At 67.6% G+C, this 16,467-nt stretch carries 13 protein-coding genes, 1 tRNA gene and 1 pseudogene; 6 read left to right on the forward strand and 9 right to left on the reverse strand.

What is annotated here, in order from left to right:
• Nucleotides 1-140 precede the first annotated feature (140 nt).
• Nucleotides 141-2,930, forward strand: coding sequence for a PKD domain-containing protein (locus ABZ646_RS08875; protein ID WP_360514745.1), 2,790 nt, complete (start codon nt 141-143; stop codon nt 2,928-2,930).
• Between the two features lie 351 nt (nt 2,931-3,281).
• Here the strand turns inward: ABZ646_RS08875 and ABZ646_RS08880 are convergent, their stop codons facing one another.
• Together ABZ646_RS08880 and ABZ646_RS08885 are read right to left on the reverse strand one after the other, a co-directional pair.
• Nucleotides 3,282-5,027, reverse strand: a complete 1,746-nt coding sequence (locus tag ABZ646_RS08880; RefSeq protein WP_360514748.1) for a hypothetical protein — start codon at nt 5,025-5,027, stop codon at nt 3,282-3,284.
• 370 nt (nt 5,028-5,397) lie between these two features.
• Nucleotides 5,398-5,471, reverse strand: a tRNA-Gly gene (locus ABZ646_RS08885).
• A gap of 522 nt (nt 5,472-5,993) precedes the next feature.
• On the opposite strand from ABZ646_RS08885, the gene dcd reads away from it, so the two are divergent.
• Together dcd and ABZ646_RS08895 are read left to right on the forward strand one after the other, a co-directional pair.
• A complete protein-coding gene (dcd, locus tag ABZ646_RS08890) occupies nt 5,994-6,569 on the forward strand; it encodes a dCTP deaminase (protein ID WP_360514751.1) in 576 nt (191 codons plus the stop codon).
• Nucleotides 6,570-6,579: 10 nt separating this feature from the next.
• A complete protein-coding gene (locus ABZ646_RS08895; RefSeq protein ID WP_360514754.1) occupies nt 6,580-7,098 on the forward strand; it encodes a phosphoribosyltransferase in 519 nt (172 codons plus the stop codon).
• Nucleotides 7,099-7,161: 63 nt separating this feature from the next.
• Here ABZ646_RS08895 and ABZ646_RS08900 read toward each other — a convergent pair whose 3' ends face one another.
• Entirely contained in the window at nt 7,162-8,148 is a 987-nt protein-coding gene (locus ABZ646_RS08900) for a Yip1 family protein (RefSeq protein WP_360514757.1), read from the reverse strand.
• 325 nt (nt 8,149-8,473) lie between these two features.
• Here ABZ646_RS08900 and ABZ646_RS08905 point away from each other — a divergent pair, with 325 nt between their 5' ends.
• Entirely contained in the window at nt 8,474-9,091 is a 618-nt protein-coding gene (locus ABZ646_RS08905; RefSeq protein WP_360514760.1) for a hypothetical protein, read from the forward strand.
• A gap of 79 nt (nt 9,092-9,170) precedes the next feature.
• Nucleotides 9,171-9,500, forward strand: coding sequence for an antibiotic biosynthesis monooxygenase (locus ABZ646_RS08910; protein ID WP_360514763.1), 330 nt, complete (start codon nt 9,171-9,173; stop codon nt 9,498-9,500).
• A gap of 814 nt (nt 9,501-10,314) precedes the next feature.
• Here the strand turns inward: ABZ646_RS08910 and ABZ646_RS08915 are convergent.
• The 5 genes from ABZ646_RS08915 to ABZ646_RS08935 all read right to left on the reverse strand — a co-directional run bounded on the left by ABZ646_RS08915 (nt 10,315) and on the right by ABZ646_RS08935 (nt 14,415).
• The gene (locus ABZ646_RS08915) at nt 10,315-10,794 is read right to left on the reverse strand and encodes a hypothetical protein (protein WP_360514766.1); all 480 of its coding nucleotides are present in this window, start codon (nt 10,792-10,794) and stop codon (nt 10,315-10,317) included.
• Between the two features lie 311 nt (nt 10,795-11,105).
• Nucleotides 11,106-11,708 carry a hypothetical protein gene (locus ABZ646_RS08920; RefSeq protein ID WP_360514769.1) on the reverse strand — a complete coding sequence of 201 codons (603 nt, stop codon included), beginning with the start codon at nt 11,706-11,708 and terminating at the stop codon, nt 11,106-11,108.
• Nucleotides 11,709-11,977: 269 nt separating this feature from the next.
• Nucleotides 11,978-13,138: an IS701 family transposase gene (locus ABZ646_RS08925; RefSeq protein WP_360514772.1), complete on the reverse strand. Its 1,161-nt coding sequence runs from the start codon at nt 13,136-13,138 to the stop codon at nt 11,978-11,980.
• 93 nt (nt 13,139-13,231) lie between these two features.
• Nucleotides 13,232-14,113, reverse strand: a complete 882-nt coding sequence (locus ABZ646_RS08930; protein WP_360514778.1) for an IS3 family transposase — start codon at nt 14,111-14,113, stop codon at nt 13,232-13,234.
• Nucleotides 14,114-14,115: 2 nt separating this feature from the next.
• The gene (locus ABZ646_RS08935; RefSeq protein WP_247473998.1) at nt 14,116-14,415 is read right to left on the reverse strand and encodes a transposase; all 300 of its coding nucleotides are present in this window, start codon (nt 14,413-14,415) and stop codon (nt 14,116-14,118) included.
• 123 nt (nt 14,416-14,538) lie between these two features.
• On the opposite strand from ABZ646_RS08935, the pseudogene ABZ646_RS08940 reads away from it, so the two are divergent.
• A pseudogene (locus ABZ646_RS08940) lies at nt 14,539-15,404 on the forward strand (IS5 family transposase).
• Between the two features lie 40 nt (nt 15,405-15,444).
• On the opposite strand, the gene ABZ646_RS08945 reads toward ABZ646_RS08940, so the two are convergent.
• Entirely contained in the window at nt 15,445-16,158 is a 714-nt protein-coding gene (locus ABZ646_RS08945; RefSeq protein WP_360514775.1) for a histone-like nucleoid-structuring protein Lsr2, read from the reverse strand.
• Nucleotides 16,159-16,467 lie beyond the last annotated feature (309 nt).

Here is a 16,467-nt window from a genome sequence, read left to right on the forward strand (position 1 = left end):
TCGCCTGCCCGAAGCTGATCTAGCCTCAGTTCAGCTCCAGCGGACAACTGACTGGATGTGACAGGCCGTGCGCGACGGCGATCACGCGCCCTCACCGGCCAGGGGGAGGAGCGCACCCGATGCGCCGCGGACGACCACTCGTGACATCCGCCGTTCTGGGGGTCCTGCTCAGCGGCCTCGGCGCCGGCATTGCTGACGCGGATACCGGAACCGCGCTGTACGTCGACAACCTCGCCGCCGACTGCAGCGACACCGGCCCCGGCTCGCAGGCGGAGCCCTTCTGCCAGATCCAGCCGGCCGCGCAGGCCGCGACTGCGGGCGACATCGTTCACATCGCCGGCAACAACACCGTCTACGCCCCGGTGACCATATCGAGCAAGGGCACGGCAGACGCGCCCGTCAGTTTCTTCGCCGCAGCCGGCACCGGAACAGAGGTCAAGGTGGCGGGCGGGCAGACGACGGGGATCACCTTCTCGGGCGCCCAGTACGTCGACATGGCCGGTGTCTTCGCCTCGGCCAGCGCAACCACTGCCCTGGCCTTCGCGGACTCACAGCACATCACCTACCGCGTCGCCACCGTCGGAACCGGCCTCCACACGGCGGCGACCATCCCGGCGATCACGGTCGACGGTTCCTCCTCCGGTATCGCGCTCACCCGGGACCTGGTCTTCCAGTCGGGTGGGCCGGTCTTCGCCGGCGCGGCCGGAGCACAGGACGTCACGCTCTCCGACGACCGCTTCGTCGGAGACGTGCATGGCGGCGTCACAGCCGTTGGCACCACGGGTATCCACCTCGCCGGCGACACCATCTCGACGGTGTGCGGGAACGCGATCAGCCTGACCGGCGGCAGCTCCGGGTCGGTCGAGAACACCGTCGTGATGCCCGACCCGATCGCCACCTGCTCCGACACCGGCACACCGGTCGAGATCACGGTGGACGCCGCCTCCGCCGCGCAGATCACCGAGGACTACAACGCGGTCAACCCGCTGTCGACCGGCACCGACTACGACTGGGCCGGCACCGCGTACGCGACCAGCCAGGCCCTCCGGACCGGCACCGGGCAGGGCGTCCACGACCTCGACCAGACGGATCTGACCATCCCCGTGAACGGGTGGCTGACGGAGCACTCCCCGCTCATCGACTCGGGCGACGCCAACGCCCCCGGAGAACTGGCCACGGACTACGACGGCACACCCAGGGTCGACGACCCTCTGGTCGCGGACACCGGCACGGGGGACAGCTCGTACGACCGGGGTGCCCTGGAGTTCCAGGACCCGTTCACGGTGAGCTGGGTGGCTATGTCACCGGGCTATACCGCCTACGTCGGGGTGCCGACCACCTTCACCACCAAGGTGAGCAACCCGTGGTCGGACTCGTTGGACGGCGCGAGTTACGCGTTCGACTTCGGCGACGGCACCACCGCCACGTCGACCACCGGCTCCGCGACACACACCTACACGCAGGACTCCGGGAACGGCTCCCTCCAGACCTCGGTGACGGTGGACAGAGCCGACGGCACCCGGATGGGCACCGGCGGGTTCGTCTCGTTCACAGTCACCCAGCCCCCCGGGCCCGACGCGGGCCTCGCCTGCGCTCAGGACCCGTCCGGACCCCGCACCGCGACCTGCACGTTCACAGCCACCGGCTACTACCGGATGACCAGCGACCGGATCACTTTCGGCGACGGCTCGGCGGCTGTCACAGTCCCCGGCTCCAGCGGCTACACCACTCACACCTACGCCACCGCGGGCACGTACACCGTCACCCAGCACATCACCGACTCCGACGGGCGCACCGCCACGTCGACCACCCAGGCGACGGTCGGCCCCTCCTACGTGGTCACGAGCCCGAGGCGCATCCTGGACACCCGCCACGGCACGGGCGCACCCCAGCGACCGGTCGGTCCCGGCAGTGTGGTGCGCCTGAAGATCCTCGGTGCGGGCGGCGTTCCGACCTCCGGGGTGACCGCGGTGACCCTGAACGTCACCGACGCCGACGCCACCGCGAGCAGCTACGTCACGGTGTACCCGGACGGCACCGGTCGCCCGACCGCCTCCAACCTGAACTTCACCGCCGGGCGGGTCAACCCGAACCTGGTCACGGTCCGGGTCGGCAGCGACGGCTACGTCGACCTCTACAACGCCCACGGCGACGTCGACCTCATCGCCGACGTGGCGGGCTACTTCACCAACGTGCCCAGGACCGGCGTGCACCTGACCGGCCTGTACCCCCTCACCGCACCCGTGCGGGACCTGGACACCCGCAACGGCACCGGAGTCCCCAAGGGCAAGGTCGCGCCGGGCAGCACCACGACCGTCACCCTGCGGCCCGGGGTTTCCTCCGCGGTGGCCGCCGTCCTCGACATCACCGCGACGGGAGGCACCACCGGCGGTGTGGTCACCGTCTACTGCGGGAGCCGCCCCAGCACATCGAACCTGAACTACCGCGCCGGACAGACCGTCTCCAACCTGGTGGTCACGCCCGTCTGCAGCGGCAAGATCGAGATCTACAACAGCGGCGGTCACGTCAACCTGATCGCGGACCTCCAGGGCCTCTACACCACAGGCGGAGGCCCGTTCGTACCGGCCAGTCCCACCCGCTTCCTCGACACCCGCAACGGCACGGGCGCCCCTGCCGGGCCGCTGGGCCCGGACGGCACCCTCACCGTGAAGGTCGCCGGTGTTGACGGCGTCCCGGCCCACGCCAGCGCTGTGCTGGTCAACCTCACGGGTGTCGCGCCGACCACCGCCACACACCTGACGGCCTACGGCGACGGCAGCCTGCCCAGCGTCTACAACGACAACCTGGCCGCCGGAGAGACCCGCCCGGTCCTGGCTATGCTGCCGGTCGGCGCAGACGGCTGCATCCGCATCAACAACGCTCAGGGAGCCATCAACGTCATCGCCGACCTGGAGGGATACTCCGGCTGACCGGCTCCGATCCCGCGAGCCGGGGCCACCGCGTACAACAATCGGTAGAGGTCCCGACCGGCCCGGCCGTCAGAGACGGTTCGGGCGGTTTCCTTCACCTCTCCCTGCGGGATGGTGCCGTCCTTCGCCCGCGTCATCAGCTGCCGCACGTAATCGTGGGGACGGACCGCCCGGAGTAGTCCAGCATCGTGCTGGCCCGGCCCAGGTCCGCGACGAGAAGCTCTCGCTCGGCACCACCTGATTTCGGAAGCACTCCCCGGCGCCGCTGCCCGGGGAACAGCAGGGCTTCGCGGTGCTGGTGCCCTTGTTCCGGGTCATCGAGGAGCGGCTCGGAATGTGTGGGGGGACAAGTCAGTGCACGTGGACGTACGTCTCCGGGCCGTTGGAGTCGATGTGGTGGCTGTCGGAGGTGAACCACACGACGGTCCAGGTGCCACCGTGAGTTGCCTTGCCGCTCAGGTGGTAGGTGCCCTTGGTGTCGGTCTTCACACGGGTGACGTAGTGCCACGTCTTGCTTCCCGCGGCCCGGAACTCCAGGTACGCGTAGGTATGGGACATGCCGGACCAGGCGCCGGACGAACTGCGCTGTTGCAGGTGGCCGCCGAATGTCACGTACGTGTTCTTGCGCACCGTGGTATGGCTGGGTTTGCCACCGGTGACGCGGGTCGGGGTGCGGTAGATCTTGACCGCTGCGCTGTAGGAGGGCGAGTAGTCCGGGGTACCCGGGAAGTACGCCCGCCAGTAGCCGTTCGCCTGGCCGTCGTAGGTCGCGTAGGTCATGAACTCATCGCCGGCGAGACCTGATCGGCCGATCCGGGTGCTGCCGACGGTGTGCCATGTCTTGCCGTTGGACGAGTACTGGATCGTCATGGAGTGCGTGCTGCTCGCGAACTCCGCCCCGTGCAGATCCAGATGGCCGTCGATCACCGCCTCGCCGTACTCGTCCTCGCTGACGTGGAACGGGGTGACGCGGCTGGGCGACGGAACGTGCACATACACCGGTGCCGAGTCGCTGTCGGTGCTCAGGAGGAAGGGATCGTAGTCCCAGTAGTTGTTGAAATAGTACGCACCGGCGGTGCCGGTGCTGACGGCGAAGGTGCCGGCGGCGGTGGTCCTGACCGTGGCGGAGAAAGAGGCCGGCCCCATGGTGTAGATCTTCTGGTCCGGCGTGCCCACCCACGTGGACCCGACCTTGCGTTCGAGCACCCCGGTGATCGTGGTGCGGCCGCCTTGGGGAACGTCGACGTCGGTCTTGCTCAGGATGCGAATCCGGGTGGTCTCCGCCGTCGCCGGCACGGTGAGCGGGCTCTGGTCGCTGGTGTCCAGGAAATACGGGTATCCCGCGGTGGCGGTGCCGTCGGCGCCAGCCGTCCGGTAGGTGACGCCATCTTTCGCCGTGACCGGTGCGGCCACCCGCCCGTCCGCCCGCGCGGTGGCGACCGCGACCGTTTCCGACGGCACCCCGGCCTCCGGGTCGGCAAGGGCAACCGACACACCGGCCGGGTCGAGTACCGCGCCGGTGCCGGGGTCGGTGACGGTGACCGGGGCGGATACGGTGTACGAGCGGTGCTCGTAGTCCACGGAACTCCGGTCGGACGCCAGCTTCCCGACGGACACCTGCGCCGCGTAGGTGAACTCGCCGGCGTCCGGGAAATGTTCGACGTTTCCCGAGCTGTCGGTCACATCCACGGAGACGTCGTAGACGCCCATGGCGGGAAGGGTGGGCCGGTCGGCCGAGACCTGACCGCCATAGTAGGGATTGGGCACGAAGTCCGACGTCGTCGCGGCATCGGGCGCATCCGCGGGCGCCCCGTGCGGCCGGTAGCGGGCGGTGACACCCGTGACCGTCGCGGTGGCGCTGTAGACAGACAGCGAGAGTTTCCAGTGGTCTGGCCAGGAGTTGCCGACTCCGTACACCTCGAACTGGTGCGGGTCCGGGCTGCTGTCGGTCGGGGCGGACGTCGCGGTCTCGGACGGGACCGGGCCGGCGGTGTCGGCCGGTGCGGTGGCCGCGGGGCTCGTTGGGGTGTCCGTCGGTCCCGGGCTCGCAGCGACGGACGGGCTCGCGGTGGCACCCGACACCGACTCGTGCGGCACGGATGTCGCGGAGTCGGCAGCGGTTGCCGGAAGGGCCTGTACGGCTGTCAGCAGTGCACCGGCTGTCAGGGCAGGCAGAACAGCGCGAAGTCTCACTCGACGAATCCCCCAAAAAAAGCGAATGCCCTTGCCATCCACGGCATTTCAGCGCCGATCGCAGAGCACAACGGGTCGGCCAATCCTAGAGCCGACCTCCGACACGACCTTCTCCGGTCGAACCCTGGTACCGGGGTTCGACCGGGGTGACGAGGGCCGTGCTCAGGTCTCCCGTCCAAGACGAGAAGGGCTCCGTCACGGTGGGCGTAACAGCGGTATACACCGCGCACCCGTACCCAAACGAGGCCCAGGTCGCTGACCTGGGCCTTTTTCATGGAGCGGGTGACGAGAATCGAACTCGCGCTCTCAGCTTGGGAAGCTGATGTTCTACCATTAAACTACACCCGCGTAGAACCCGACCGGAGTCGGTGTCCGAACGCTCGCTCACTGTACCTCATGACGGACCCCCGGTGCTCGGACCGCGGGGTCCGTGTGTGTTCGGAGGCATGGGATCCGGCTGCGGGGGAACGGAGTTGGGAAGTACGGTGGGGCGTGGGAGAGGGTCCCGGCGAGGTCGGAGTGCCGCCTGGAGAGCCGTCCCTTTGATCCCGTAATGTGGCTTTCCGTCGTCACGGCAGTTGGCCCGACGCGGCTCCTGGGGAAGGGACTCAAGGGACTTGATGGAACGCACCGTCGTCCGCTGTGCCGAAGGGCACGTGTTCAGCACCACTTCGTTCCCGATGCAGCAGGCCGAGCGGCTCGGCCCCGGTCGGCTCGTCCGGTGCCCCAAGTGCGCCCGGCTGCGCAGCGTCGTACCGGTCGCTCTCGAGAGGCGGTAGCGAGTAGGCAGGAGAGGGAAACCGCAGTAACACCGGCGCGTGGACCCGTCACGATTGTCGTGGGTCCGCGCGCCTTGCGTATCCTCGGGGCGTGCTTCTCTCAGACAAGGACATCCGGGCCGAGATCGACGCCGGGCGGGTACGGATCGATCCCTACGACGAAACCATGGTGCAGCCGTCCAGCATCGACGTCCGGCTCGACCGTTTCTTCCGGGTGTTCGAGAACCACCGGTACCCCCACATCGACCCCTCCGTCGAGCAGCCGGACCTCACCCGGCTCGTGGAGCCCGAGGGCGACGAACCCTTCATCCTCCACCCCGGTGAGTTCGTGCTGGCCTCGACGTACGAGGTCATCACCCTCCCCGACGACCTCGCCTCGCGCCTGGAGGGCAAGTCCTCGCTCGGGCGGCTCGGGCTCGTGACGCACTCGACCGCCGGGTTCATCGACCCGGGGTTCAGCGGGCACGTCACCCTCGAGCTGTCCAATCTCGCCACCCTCCCCATCAAGCTCTGGCCCGGCATGAAGATCGGGCAGCTGTGCATGTTCCGGCTCTCCTCCCCCGCCGAGCACTCCTACGGCAGCGAGCGCTACGGCTCCCGTTACCAGGGGCAGCGCGGGCCCACCGCCTCCCGCTCCTACCTCAGCTTCCATCGGACGCAGGTGTGAGGACCCGGACATGAGCAGTGGTGGTCCCGTACGGGAGAACCTCACCTACGAGCGGTTCGGCGTCGCCGTGCGTGAGCTCGCGCAGACCATCGCCGACGACGGGTTCGAGCCCGACATAGTGCTGAGCATCGCCCGCGGCGGTGTCTTCGTCGCCGGCGGCCTCGCCTACGCCCTGGACTGCAAGAACCTGCACCTGGTGAACGTCGAGTTCTACACGGGCGTCGGGACGACCCTCGAGATGCCCGTCATGCTGGCGCCCGTCCCGAACCTCATCGACTTCAGCGACAAGAAGGTCCTCGTCACGGACGACGTCGCCGACACCGGCAAGACGCTCAAACTCGTCCGGGACTTCTGCCTCGACACGGTCGCCGAGGTCCGCTCCGCCGTCATCTACGAGAAGTCCCACTCCCTCGTGAAGTGCGAGTACGTGTGGAAGCGGACCGACGACTGGATCAACTTCCCGTGGTCCGTTCTGCCGCCGGTACACAAGTCGGGGGCTGCCCCGAAGGAGAACAAGGAAGCACTCTGACCCGGGCCGCCCGGTACGTCGGGCGGGGCCGGGCCGAGGCCCTTCCCGTGCGGGTGGATCTGCTCAGAACGTGCCCAGCTTCACGATCGACAGCAGTGCGATCAGCTGGATCGCCGACGCGCCCAGCGCCTTCGGCCACGGCAGGTCGTGGGACTTGCCGACCATCAGGGTGAGCAGGGCGCCCGCGGCGACCCAGGTGGCCCAGCCGAGGATCTGCACGAAGCCCGCGTCACCGCCGAAGAACATGGCGAACAGGAGGCGCGGGGCGTCCGTGACCGACATGATCAGCATGGACAGGCCCACCGTCGGCTGCCAGGCACCGTCGCCGCCCAGCTGGCGGGCGAGGGTGTGGGTCACCACACCCAGGACGAAGGACGAGAGCACCATCGCCACCGCCGTCACGAGGACGATCGGGATCGCGTTGGAGAGGGTGGCGTTGATCGCGTCCGATCGGGCGCCGTCGAAGCCGAAGACCGCGAGCAGGCCGTAGAGGAAGGTCACGATGAGGGCGGGCGCCCACATCGCGTAGTCCCGCATCTGGAGGAACGTCTGGTTCGGGGCCAGCACGATCCCCCTCAGCAGGTCCTTCCAGTGCAGCCGCGGGCCGATCGGGCCGGCCGGCGAGGCCGAACCGGCGTGGTAGGTCGCGCCCCGGGTGTAGCCCTCGGCCTCGTCGACCGAGAAGGCCTGGGTGTGTCCCGGCTGGTTCGCCGCGTACGGGTCATGGGCACCGGCGCCCTGACCACCGCCGTACCCGCCGTGTCCGCCGTACCCGTTGTCGTCGCCGAAGTACTCCGGGCCGTCGCCGCCGGCCTGCCCGGGACCGGGCTGCCCCGGGTAGCCGCCGCGCGCCTGCGGCCAGCCGGACCCGCCGCCGTGCTGCGGGTACGACGGCTGCGGGGGCCGCGGGGCCGACGGGTGTCCGTACGACGGCCCCGGCTGCCCCCCGTAGCCCTGGGGCGGCGCCTGCTGCCCGTACGCGGGTTGTTGCGGTCGCGTTTGCGGGGCACGGGTGTCCCGGCCGCCGCGTCCGATCCTGAATCCAGCCACGTCCTCGAACGTACCCGGTCCACAGGAGTCGCGTGCGGGCTCGGCCGCCCGAGCCCGCCATTGCCGCAGACCTGTGACATCCCCTAAGGGGAGCCCTCAGAGCCGTTCGGCACGGGTCGCCGCAGCTCAGCGCCCGATGACGGCCCTGAGACAACCGTTGCGCATGCGGCCCGCGTTCGCCGACGGGCGCGTCCTGGTGGCGGACGCGGTCAGGCCGGTGGCGGCGAACCCGCCCCGCGACGGCCCGGACCGAGGTGGGCGTATTCCGTTGGCTCCGCAGCGTCACAGCCGCGTAGGGTCACCGCATCCTGAGGGGGGTGAGGCCGTGACCACTTACGGCACGATATTGATTCCCGCGCCGCTCGAACAGGCGGCTCCCGTCCTGCGCGAGGTCTGCGCGGCGGGCTATGCGACCCACGCCGGGCCAGGATTCTGCCTCGTCCACCCGGACCGGTCCGTCGACCGGAACGGCGTCTTCGCGCTCGCCGGGCCGATCAGCGCCGCGTTGGACGCTCCGGTGCTGGCCGCCTTCCAGTACGACGGTGACCGGCTGGAGTTGGAGGTCTGGCGTGCCGGAGTCCGTGCCCACCGCTACGACTCCTGGCCGGGCCGGGACGACGAGGCCGCCGACGACGTACCCGTGGGCGCGGATCCTGCCGCCTTCCTGGACTTCGCCGCCGGGCCCGTGGACGACCGCCGCCTGGCCTCCGCACTCGCGGACACCCCGACCGACGCGGAGGACAAGGACGTCGACGGCGAACCGGGGTACGTCTGGGCCCAGGCCCTGCACCGGGACGTGCTGCGCGCACTCGGCCACCCGGACCAGGCCGTCCGCCGGGCGCGGTGGGACTATTTCCACATGCACGGCGCGCCGCAGGCGCTGTCGGACGTACTGGACAGCACCGAACTCGTCGCCCTGGGCACGGCCCGGCGCCCGTTCTAGAGGTCACCGGCCGCGGGGTGCGGCAAACAGGTGCCGGCCGTTCACGCCCTCTTGATCGCCCCTGCGGCAGGATGGGGACATGAGCGTAGTCAAGATCAACGTACTGGAAGTGCCGGCCGAGCAGCGGGAGACGCTGGAGAAGCGGTTCGCCTCGCGGGCGCATGCGGTGGAGAACTCGGACGGGTTCGAGTGGTTCGAGCTTCTCCGTCCGGTTGAAGGCACTGACAACTACCTCGTCTACACGCGGTGGCGCGACGAGGAGTCCTTCCAGGCGTGGATGGAGGGCCCCATGAAGGCGGCGCACCAGGGCGGCGGTGCGGAAGGTGGCGAGAAGCCGAAGCCAGCAGCGTCGGGGTCGACTCTGTGGTCCTTCGACGTGGTTCAGCAGGCCGAACCAAAGAACGCCTAGATCAGAGGCCACCTAGTCTTCATCAACGACCCGGTGCACGTTGACAGAGACCATGGGTCCTCCGACTGCGGCATCTGTCGGCTTCCCCCTCGTACGGCCGATGCCAAGCTCTGGATGCGCCTCACGGACGCCTCAGCGGTGCGAGTGGGTATGAGCTGTCCTCGGCCGAGGATGGAGCGCATGCAGCAGTAGGGCCTCTTCCTCGTTAAGGGGAAGGGGCCCAGGCGGGGTCGGGCCTGATATGCCGCAGACTGCGGCCGGGGTCCACGTATTGAGGGCATGCCCGCCGGTGCCGGCCCTCAAGTTGAGCTGTGGTGCCTGAACCGCTGGAGTCAGCGATCTCCTGGATGTACCACGGTCGAATTTCGACGTTTGCTGCACTTGCGCCTATAACGTCGCCTTCGCAGCGGCCGGTCAACCCTACTTAATGCAGTGCAAACTTCGCTGGCTATGGGCGGCTCGCGTCATTTCCGGCACAGAGTGGCTCCATGCATACCTCAAACCGAGTTGATCAAGCCACCCTGTTGATCTTCGGATCAGTCCAGAACTTCATTCGACCACGAGGGGGGAACGAATATGTTGGGTCAAAAAATGGCGATTGCGGTCATGACGGGTGCGCCGATCATGACTGGGACGAGTGCATTCGCGTTCGGGACGAAGAGCACGCCGCCGTATCCATATGGCAGGGAATATCTTGCGTGTGCACTTATTTCTTCTCCGTGCGGGAGATTCTAAGTCACTCTTGTGTGAGCGGAGTATTCCCCTGGGAGGCCCGCATCTGGATGCCTTTCTCTGCTGCGTAAAGGGAGCTTGCTCAGAAAGACAGCTCAGGGTTGGCGGCGCCTCGCTTGATGGTCATAACCTGCTCGTGGAAGTCGCGTGTGGCGGTCTCACGCGGGTACCGGGACCTGAGTTCCTTGTCCAGTTCGTCCGCGACTAAAAGCAGGGACGGGAGGGATTTGCGGTCGGTTTCGAGGGCTGTGGTGCCCATGCCGATGGCTTCTTCGATCTCGCCCATGCGGGCGGCGGCGACTCCGAGGGTGAGGCGGGCTTCTGCGGCGCGCATCGGTGAGATCTCGGTGCCGTCCGGCCCGGTGCTGATGCGGATGACCGATCGAGCGTGGGCGGCGGCGCGCTCGCCGTCTCCGAGGAGACGGTAAGCGTCCATCTCGTAGAAGTCCCACTTGTCGGGGTCGATGATGAAGTGGTGTTCGGGGTGGGCTGGCTTGGGGAGTCGGTCCAGGCGGGCGCGGCCGGCGTCGAGGGAGTCGCGGACCAGGCGCGCGTCTCCCATGCGGGCTGCGGCGCGGGCCTTGTGGGCGTAGAGCTACGTCGGCTCCGGCCACACCCCGGGCGCTGCGCTGATAGCTGCTGGCGTCGCCTCCGACATCATCCTCAACCGGGAGATTGCACTTACTGAGGTGCGTATCGCCGACGGGGGTGCCGCCTGGTGAACGACCCGAATCAAGAGTTACGAGAATGGGCGCGGGCGCACACGCGCAATGCGCCCCGCTGGTCCGAGCGGAAGTGGCGGCGGGTGAACGTCACGCTTCGGCTGGACGTCACTACCCGCCGCCTGGCTCCTGCTCCGTCCTCGCCGGAGGCCTAGGCGGGCTTGCCCGGGGTCCCCTTCCACGGCCAGTACTCGAAGCCGTTGCCCGTGTACCAGTCCAGGCGGGTGTTTCCGCAAGCACCGCTGTGCACGTCGAGGGAGTCGTAGTCGACAGCCTTGATGGACTTCTTGGGGAAGGTCACGGAGATCTCCGTGGTGACGGTGCCGCGCGAGGGGATCGTGCCCACGGCCAGAGCCTGGGAGTTCCACAGGGGCAGCGTGCCGTTGGTCTTGCTGTTCCAGTGCAGCGCCATCGCGTGCCAAGCGCCCTTGCCGACGCGCCACTTGATATGGGGCGCGGGGCCCCGGTTCTTCATGAGGTTGCCGATGGCGAAGACATAGGAGGCCTTGGCGAGCGCTGTGTTCTCGGTGTTGTGGAGCCGGAGGGTGGCGTAGAGCGGAACGCCGGGCTTGTGTGCGGTGGGTGAAACCGATCCGGCTGCGTCCGAAACCGATACCGCTCCGTACCGGCAGTTGTACCCGGTGACGGCGTCCTTGGGTTGAGCGGCAGCCGCGGCACCGTGGGCGGCGAGCGCGCTGAGGACGCCTGCGGTGGCGGCGAGAACGGCGCCGTGGCGAATAGTGGTGTTCAACATCTCCTCCTCATCGCCTCGATGCCACAGTGACCGCGGCCTGCCGTCAATGATCTTTGCGGGATCATTGCGTACTGGAGGACTAATACTGCAACGGTGCTTGTTCTGATTGCTGGGCAGTTTTCAGGGACTGTGGCCCCGTCGTTTGTAGTGACTGAGGCGGGCTTGGTGTTGGCGCCTGCGGCGCCATGTCGACCAATGCAGGATGTGCTCGACCGGGGTGGGACGGCGGTCGGTGAGCCGGGTGATCAGTCGTCGGATCTCGGCAAGGCTCAGGCGGATGAGCTGGGAGGATCCGTTTCTGCTTTCTCCGTGTCCAGTTCTCGGGCCCGCAGCACTGTCAGGCAGGCATGGGCGGCCATGGCGAGAGTCATGTGGCGGTGCCAGCCGGGATAGCGGCGGACTTGGTAGTCGTCCAGGCCGCACTCCTGCTTCGCGGTCTGGAAGCACTCCTCGACTGCCCATCGGCTGCCCGCGATGCGGATCAACTCGTCCAGCGTGGTGGCGGCGGGACAGTAGGCGATGTAGTAGGAGATCTCCTCGGGCCTGCTCACGCTGCGACGGGCGATCACCCAGTGCCGGCGGTCCTCGCGGTGCCAGGGCCTCACCTCAACGCGGGCCCAGTCATAGATCCGCCGGCCGTGGGCTCCCTCACCACAGGAACGGCGTTTCCACTTCTGCCGGGGCAGAGCGGGGAACAGATCATGGACTGGGTGGTCGATGGACCAGCGGGTGACGACGGTGTCGTGCCGGGTGGTGGCCATGACATGGAAGACATCGGCCTGCTCCAGCTCGAACCGCCAGCCTTTGCTGAAGCCGTAAGCGGCGTCCGCCGTCACCCAGCCGAACGGGATCCGGTCGGCGAGGGCCTTGCGGACCATCGCCTTGGCCATCGCCACCTTCGTCTCGAAGGCGACACTGTCGTCAATGCCCGCCCGACGGCATCGCTCACGGTCATCCGTCCACGACGTGGGCAGATACAACCGCCGGTCGATCAGTGTGCGTCCTCGGCCCGTCGCGTAGGCGAGGAAGACCCCGATCTGGGAGTTCTCGGTGCGTCCCGCGGTGCCGGAGTACTGCCGCTGGACCCCGGCCGAACGGACTCCCTTCTTCAGGAAGCCGGTGTCATCGACGATGAGCACTGCATCCCGGTCACCGAGGTGTTCCACGACGTAGTCGCGTACGTCGTCCAGGACCTCGTCGGCGTCCCACTCGATCCGGTTCAGCAGGCGGTGGATGCGATCGGGACCGCTATGACCGGCCTCCTCCGCCAGCGTCCAGCCGTTCTTCCGCTCCAGTGGCGCGACCAGCCCGCGCATATAAGCCAGCGCCGACTGACGCGGCTCCTCCCGGCTGAAGCGGTGCACGAACCGCTCATGCACCGCTTCGAGCTCACCCGCCCACAACCTGGCATCAGCAAGGTCCCCACCCATAACCAGACCAACGACCCAACTGGCCACCAGTCACGGCAAGCACCGTTGCAGTGCTATGGCTGAAGTTTCCCCGTGATCTTGGACACTCGTTCGTTATGCTGCGAGGGTGTGTTGATGCCGCTGCCTGGTCTCGGCCGGGGTGAGGTAGCCGAAGATCTTGTGCTTGCGTAGGCGGCGGCGGTTGTAGAAGGTCTCGATGAAGGTGAAGACCTCGGCGCGGGCGGTGGCCCGGTCGGGCCAGGTCCGGGTTCCGATCTCTTCCTTGAGCAGGGCCCAGAAACTCTCCGCCGCGGCGTTGTCGAAACATGATCCGGTGCGTCCGCAACTCTGTCGCAGCCCCAACTCCTGTATTCGATCCCTGAATTGCGCCGATGTGTACTCGCTGCCGCGATCGCTGTGGATCACGCATCCGGGCTCCAGACCGCCTCGGCCGTAGGCCATGTCGAGGGCGTCGACGACGAGCTCGGCGCGATGGTGGTCGGCCATGGCATAGCCGACGGCCTCGCGGGTGGCCAGGTCCAGCCAGCAGGCGAGGTAGAGCCAGCCCTCGGCCGTCGGGAGACAGGTGATGTCGCCGACCAGCTTGATCCCGGGACGCTCGGCGTGGAAGTCGCGGCCGATCAGGTCCGGGGCCGGCTTCGCCTTCACGTCCGGCCGGGTCAGTGAGCGGTGCTTGCGGCGGGTGACGCCGCGGATGTCGCCCTCGCGCATGACGCGGGCGATGCGCTTGCGGTTCACCCGGTGCCCCAGACGTCGCAGCTCGGCGTGGATGCGCGGGACGCCGTAGGTGCGACGGGAGGCGATGTGGAGCACGGTGATCTCGTGGGCGAGCGCGTCGTCGGCCGCCCGGCGGGCCTGGCGGGCGGCCTCGCCCTCGCGCCAGGCGTAGTAGGAGGAGCGGGCCACGTGCAGCACCCGGCACAGCAGCACGATCGGGTAGTTCGCCTTCTCCGCATGGATCAACCGGTACAACATGGTCACCGGTCGCTCTCCTTCACGAAGAAGGCCGTCGCTTTTTTCAGGATCTCGATCGTCTGCTGCTGTTCGCGGTTCTCTCTGCGCAGCCGGCGCAGTTCCTCACGCTCCGCGCTGGTCAGCTCGCCCGGGGCGCCCTCGCCCTGGTCGGCCTTGGCCCGGCGGTACCAGCCGCGCAGGGACTCGGAGCTGATGCCGAGTTCCCGGGCGACGGCGGTGACCGTCTTGCCCGAGGAGTCGACGAGCGCGATCGCGTCCCGCTTGAACTCCTCGGTGTACCGCTTCGTGTACTTGCTTCCCACCTGGTGCTACTTCCTCTGGAACCTCAGGTCCCAGTCTCCAGGTGTCCACGATCAAGGGGAAGCTTCATGGCCGTGTTTTGGAAATGGGCTTCACCGTTCGTCCTGCGCCGTCATGATCGCGGTGTGGGGCGAGGGGATCTATCTGACGATCAGTGGGCCGTGCTGGAGCGGATACTGCCGCTCTCGTTGCGGGGCAGGCCGACGGTGGGGCGGAGGAGGTTGATCGATGGAATCCGATGGCGCGTTCGTACCGGTGCTCCGTGGAGGGATCTGCCGTCGGACTACGGTCCGTGGCAGACGGTCTATGGGCTCTTCCGCCGCTGGCAACGTGACGGCACCTGGTCCGAACTGCTGACCCGACTGCAGTCCCGGGCGGATGCGGCAGGGCTGATCACGTGGGAGGTCAACGTCGACTCCACGATCTGCCGGGCCCATCAGCATGCCGCAGGCGCCCGCCGCGACGGGCAAACCCAGAAGGAACCACCGGGCGGAACCCGCACCGAGCCTGGAGATCACGGCTTGGGACGGTCCCGGGGTTCACCACCAAGGTCCATCTTGCCTGCGAGCAGGGCCAACGGCCGCTGTCTTTGGTGGTGACCGCAGGTCAGCGTGGTGACAGTCCCCAGTTCGCGGCAGTCCTGGAAGGCATCCGGGTTCCCCGCACCGGACGCGGACGTCCCCGTGTCCGGCCCCTGCGAGTGCGGGGCGATAAGGCGTACTCGTCCCGGGCCAACCGAGCCTACCTGCGAAAGCGGGGAATCCTGTGCACGATTCCGGAGCCTGCCGACCAGGCCGCCAACCGCAAGCGACGCGGGCAGACCGGCGGTCGGCCGCCGGCTTTCGATCGGGATGACTACAAGTCCCGGCACGCAGTCGAGTGCGGAATCAACCGGCTCAAGCGCAACCGGGCGGTGGCCTGTCGCTTCGACAAACTCGCGGTCCGCTTCGAGGCCACCGTCCTCATTGCTGCGGTCAACGAATGGCTGTGACCTACCGATGGACGTTGACCGGCCCAGCCAGAGCTGGTGCTCACCTCTGAGATACCTCGTAAGCCTCGCGGATGGACGCAGGGATGCGCCCGCGGTCATTTACTAGGTATCCGTTGGCGCGTGCCCAGAGACGTATCGGCTCGTCTTCTGGACGGGGATCGAGCCTACGGGCTCTAGCAGTCCGGCCAGGGCCTCCCCAGTCGCCCGTGGACACACCTTCGAGCCGGTCCGCTGTTTCTTGGAAGAAGGCGAACAGCGAAGGGTATGCGCCCTCCTCGGGACCGTATGCCTCGTCCCAGGATCCAATGGTTCCGCTGAGCGTGTCCAAGAACGTCCCGTAGAGACCGTCGCGCTCTGCGGCAATGGGCACCCACTCACGACGCCAGAACGGGTGCTCGGGGTCTGCGGACGGCTCCATCTCCTCCAGGCCCATACGGCTGAGGTAGACACGCTGAATATCGGTCAGCCCAAGAAGCAGATGGCCGCCGGGGGTGTCAATCTCGCAACCCAGCGCCACGAGGCATGACTGACCGTCGGGCTGCCTGCCAGCATCGATGTCGTTCGCCAGCAGCCACTGCCGCATCTCACTCGGCAGATCCAGGCCCATGCGCAGTTCGGCTTCCTGGATAGCCGCATAGCTCCCCGGGCGGCCGAGCGTAGCGAGAGTTTCGGGGTCGTTGCGTTCAAGCCACGCGGTTATCCGGCCCCACGCCTCTCTCACGTCTTCTGTCTCGTGCATCGAGGCTCCGCTCATGTGTGGTCTCCACCCCGGCAAACTGCGCACATACCTCGAGCAGGCCCACCCATCTCGCCGACTCACAGGGAGCATTGCCCGGTCTCCCGGACTGTGAAGTTGTCCTCTTGGCGAGGCGGCGACAGCTGATGATCATTGTAGAACCGTATGCGGGCCCACTGACAGTGTCTGATGCGGAGCGCGTTTCTGCAGACCATCTACGGTAGACAGCTCGCCCCCGATCAAAACGTCAACTTCTAAAACACTCCCTAGTCTTCTGAGTCAGGAATTCTGTTCAGATAACTGGCGAGGCGTTCGAGGATCTCGTCC

Origin of the sequence: Streptomyces sp. NPDC007162 (assembly GCF_040634175.1) — a bacterium.
Taxonomy (GTDB): Bacteria; Actinomycetota; Actinomycetes; order Streptomycetales; family Streptomycetaceae; genus Streptomyces.

Bases quoted from the DNA above. Each gene is read 5' to 3' on its own strand.
- ABZ646_RS08895 (WP_360514754.1), top strand. From the start codon at position 6,580: ATGAGCAGTGGTGGTCCCGTACGGGAGAACCTCACCTACGAGCGGTTC.
- ABZ646_RS08910 (WP_360514763.1), top strand. From the start codon at position 9,171: ATGAGCGTAGTCAAGATCAACGTACTGGAAGTGCCGGCCGAGCAGCGG.
- ABZ646_RS08915 (WP_360514766.1), bottom strand. From the start codon at position 10,794: ATGGGAGACGCGCGCCTGGTCCGCGACTCCCTCGACGCCGGCCGCGCC.
- ABZ646_RS08920 (WP_360514769.1), bottom strand. From the start codon at position 11,708: ATGTTGAACACCACTATTCGCCACGGCGCCGTTCTCGCCGCCACCGCA.
- ABZ646_RS08925 (WP_360514772.1), bottom strand. From the start codon at position 13,138: ATGGGTGGGGACCTTGCTGATGCCAGGTTGTGGGCGGGTGAGCTCGAA.
- ABZ646_RS08930 (WP_360514778.1), bottom strand. From the start codon at position 14,113: ATGTTGTACCGGTTGATCCATGCGGAGAAGGCGAACTACCCGATCGTG.
- ABZ646_RS08945 (WP_360514775.1), bottom strand. From the start codon at position 16,158: ATGAGCGGAGCCTCGATGCACGAGACAGAAGACGTGAGAGAGGCGTGG.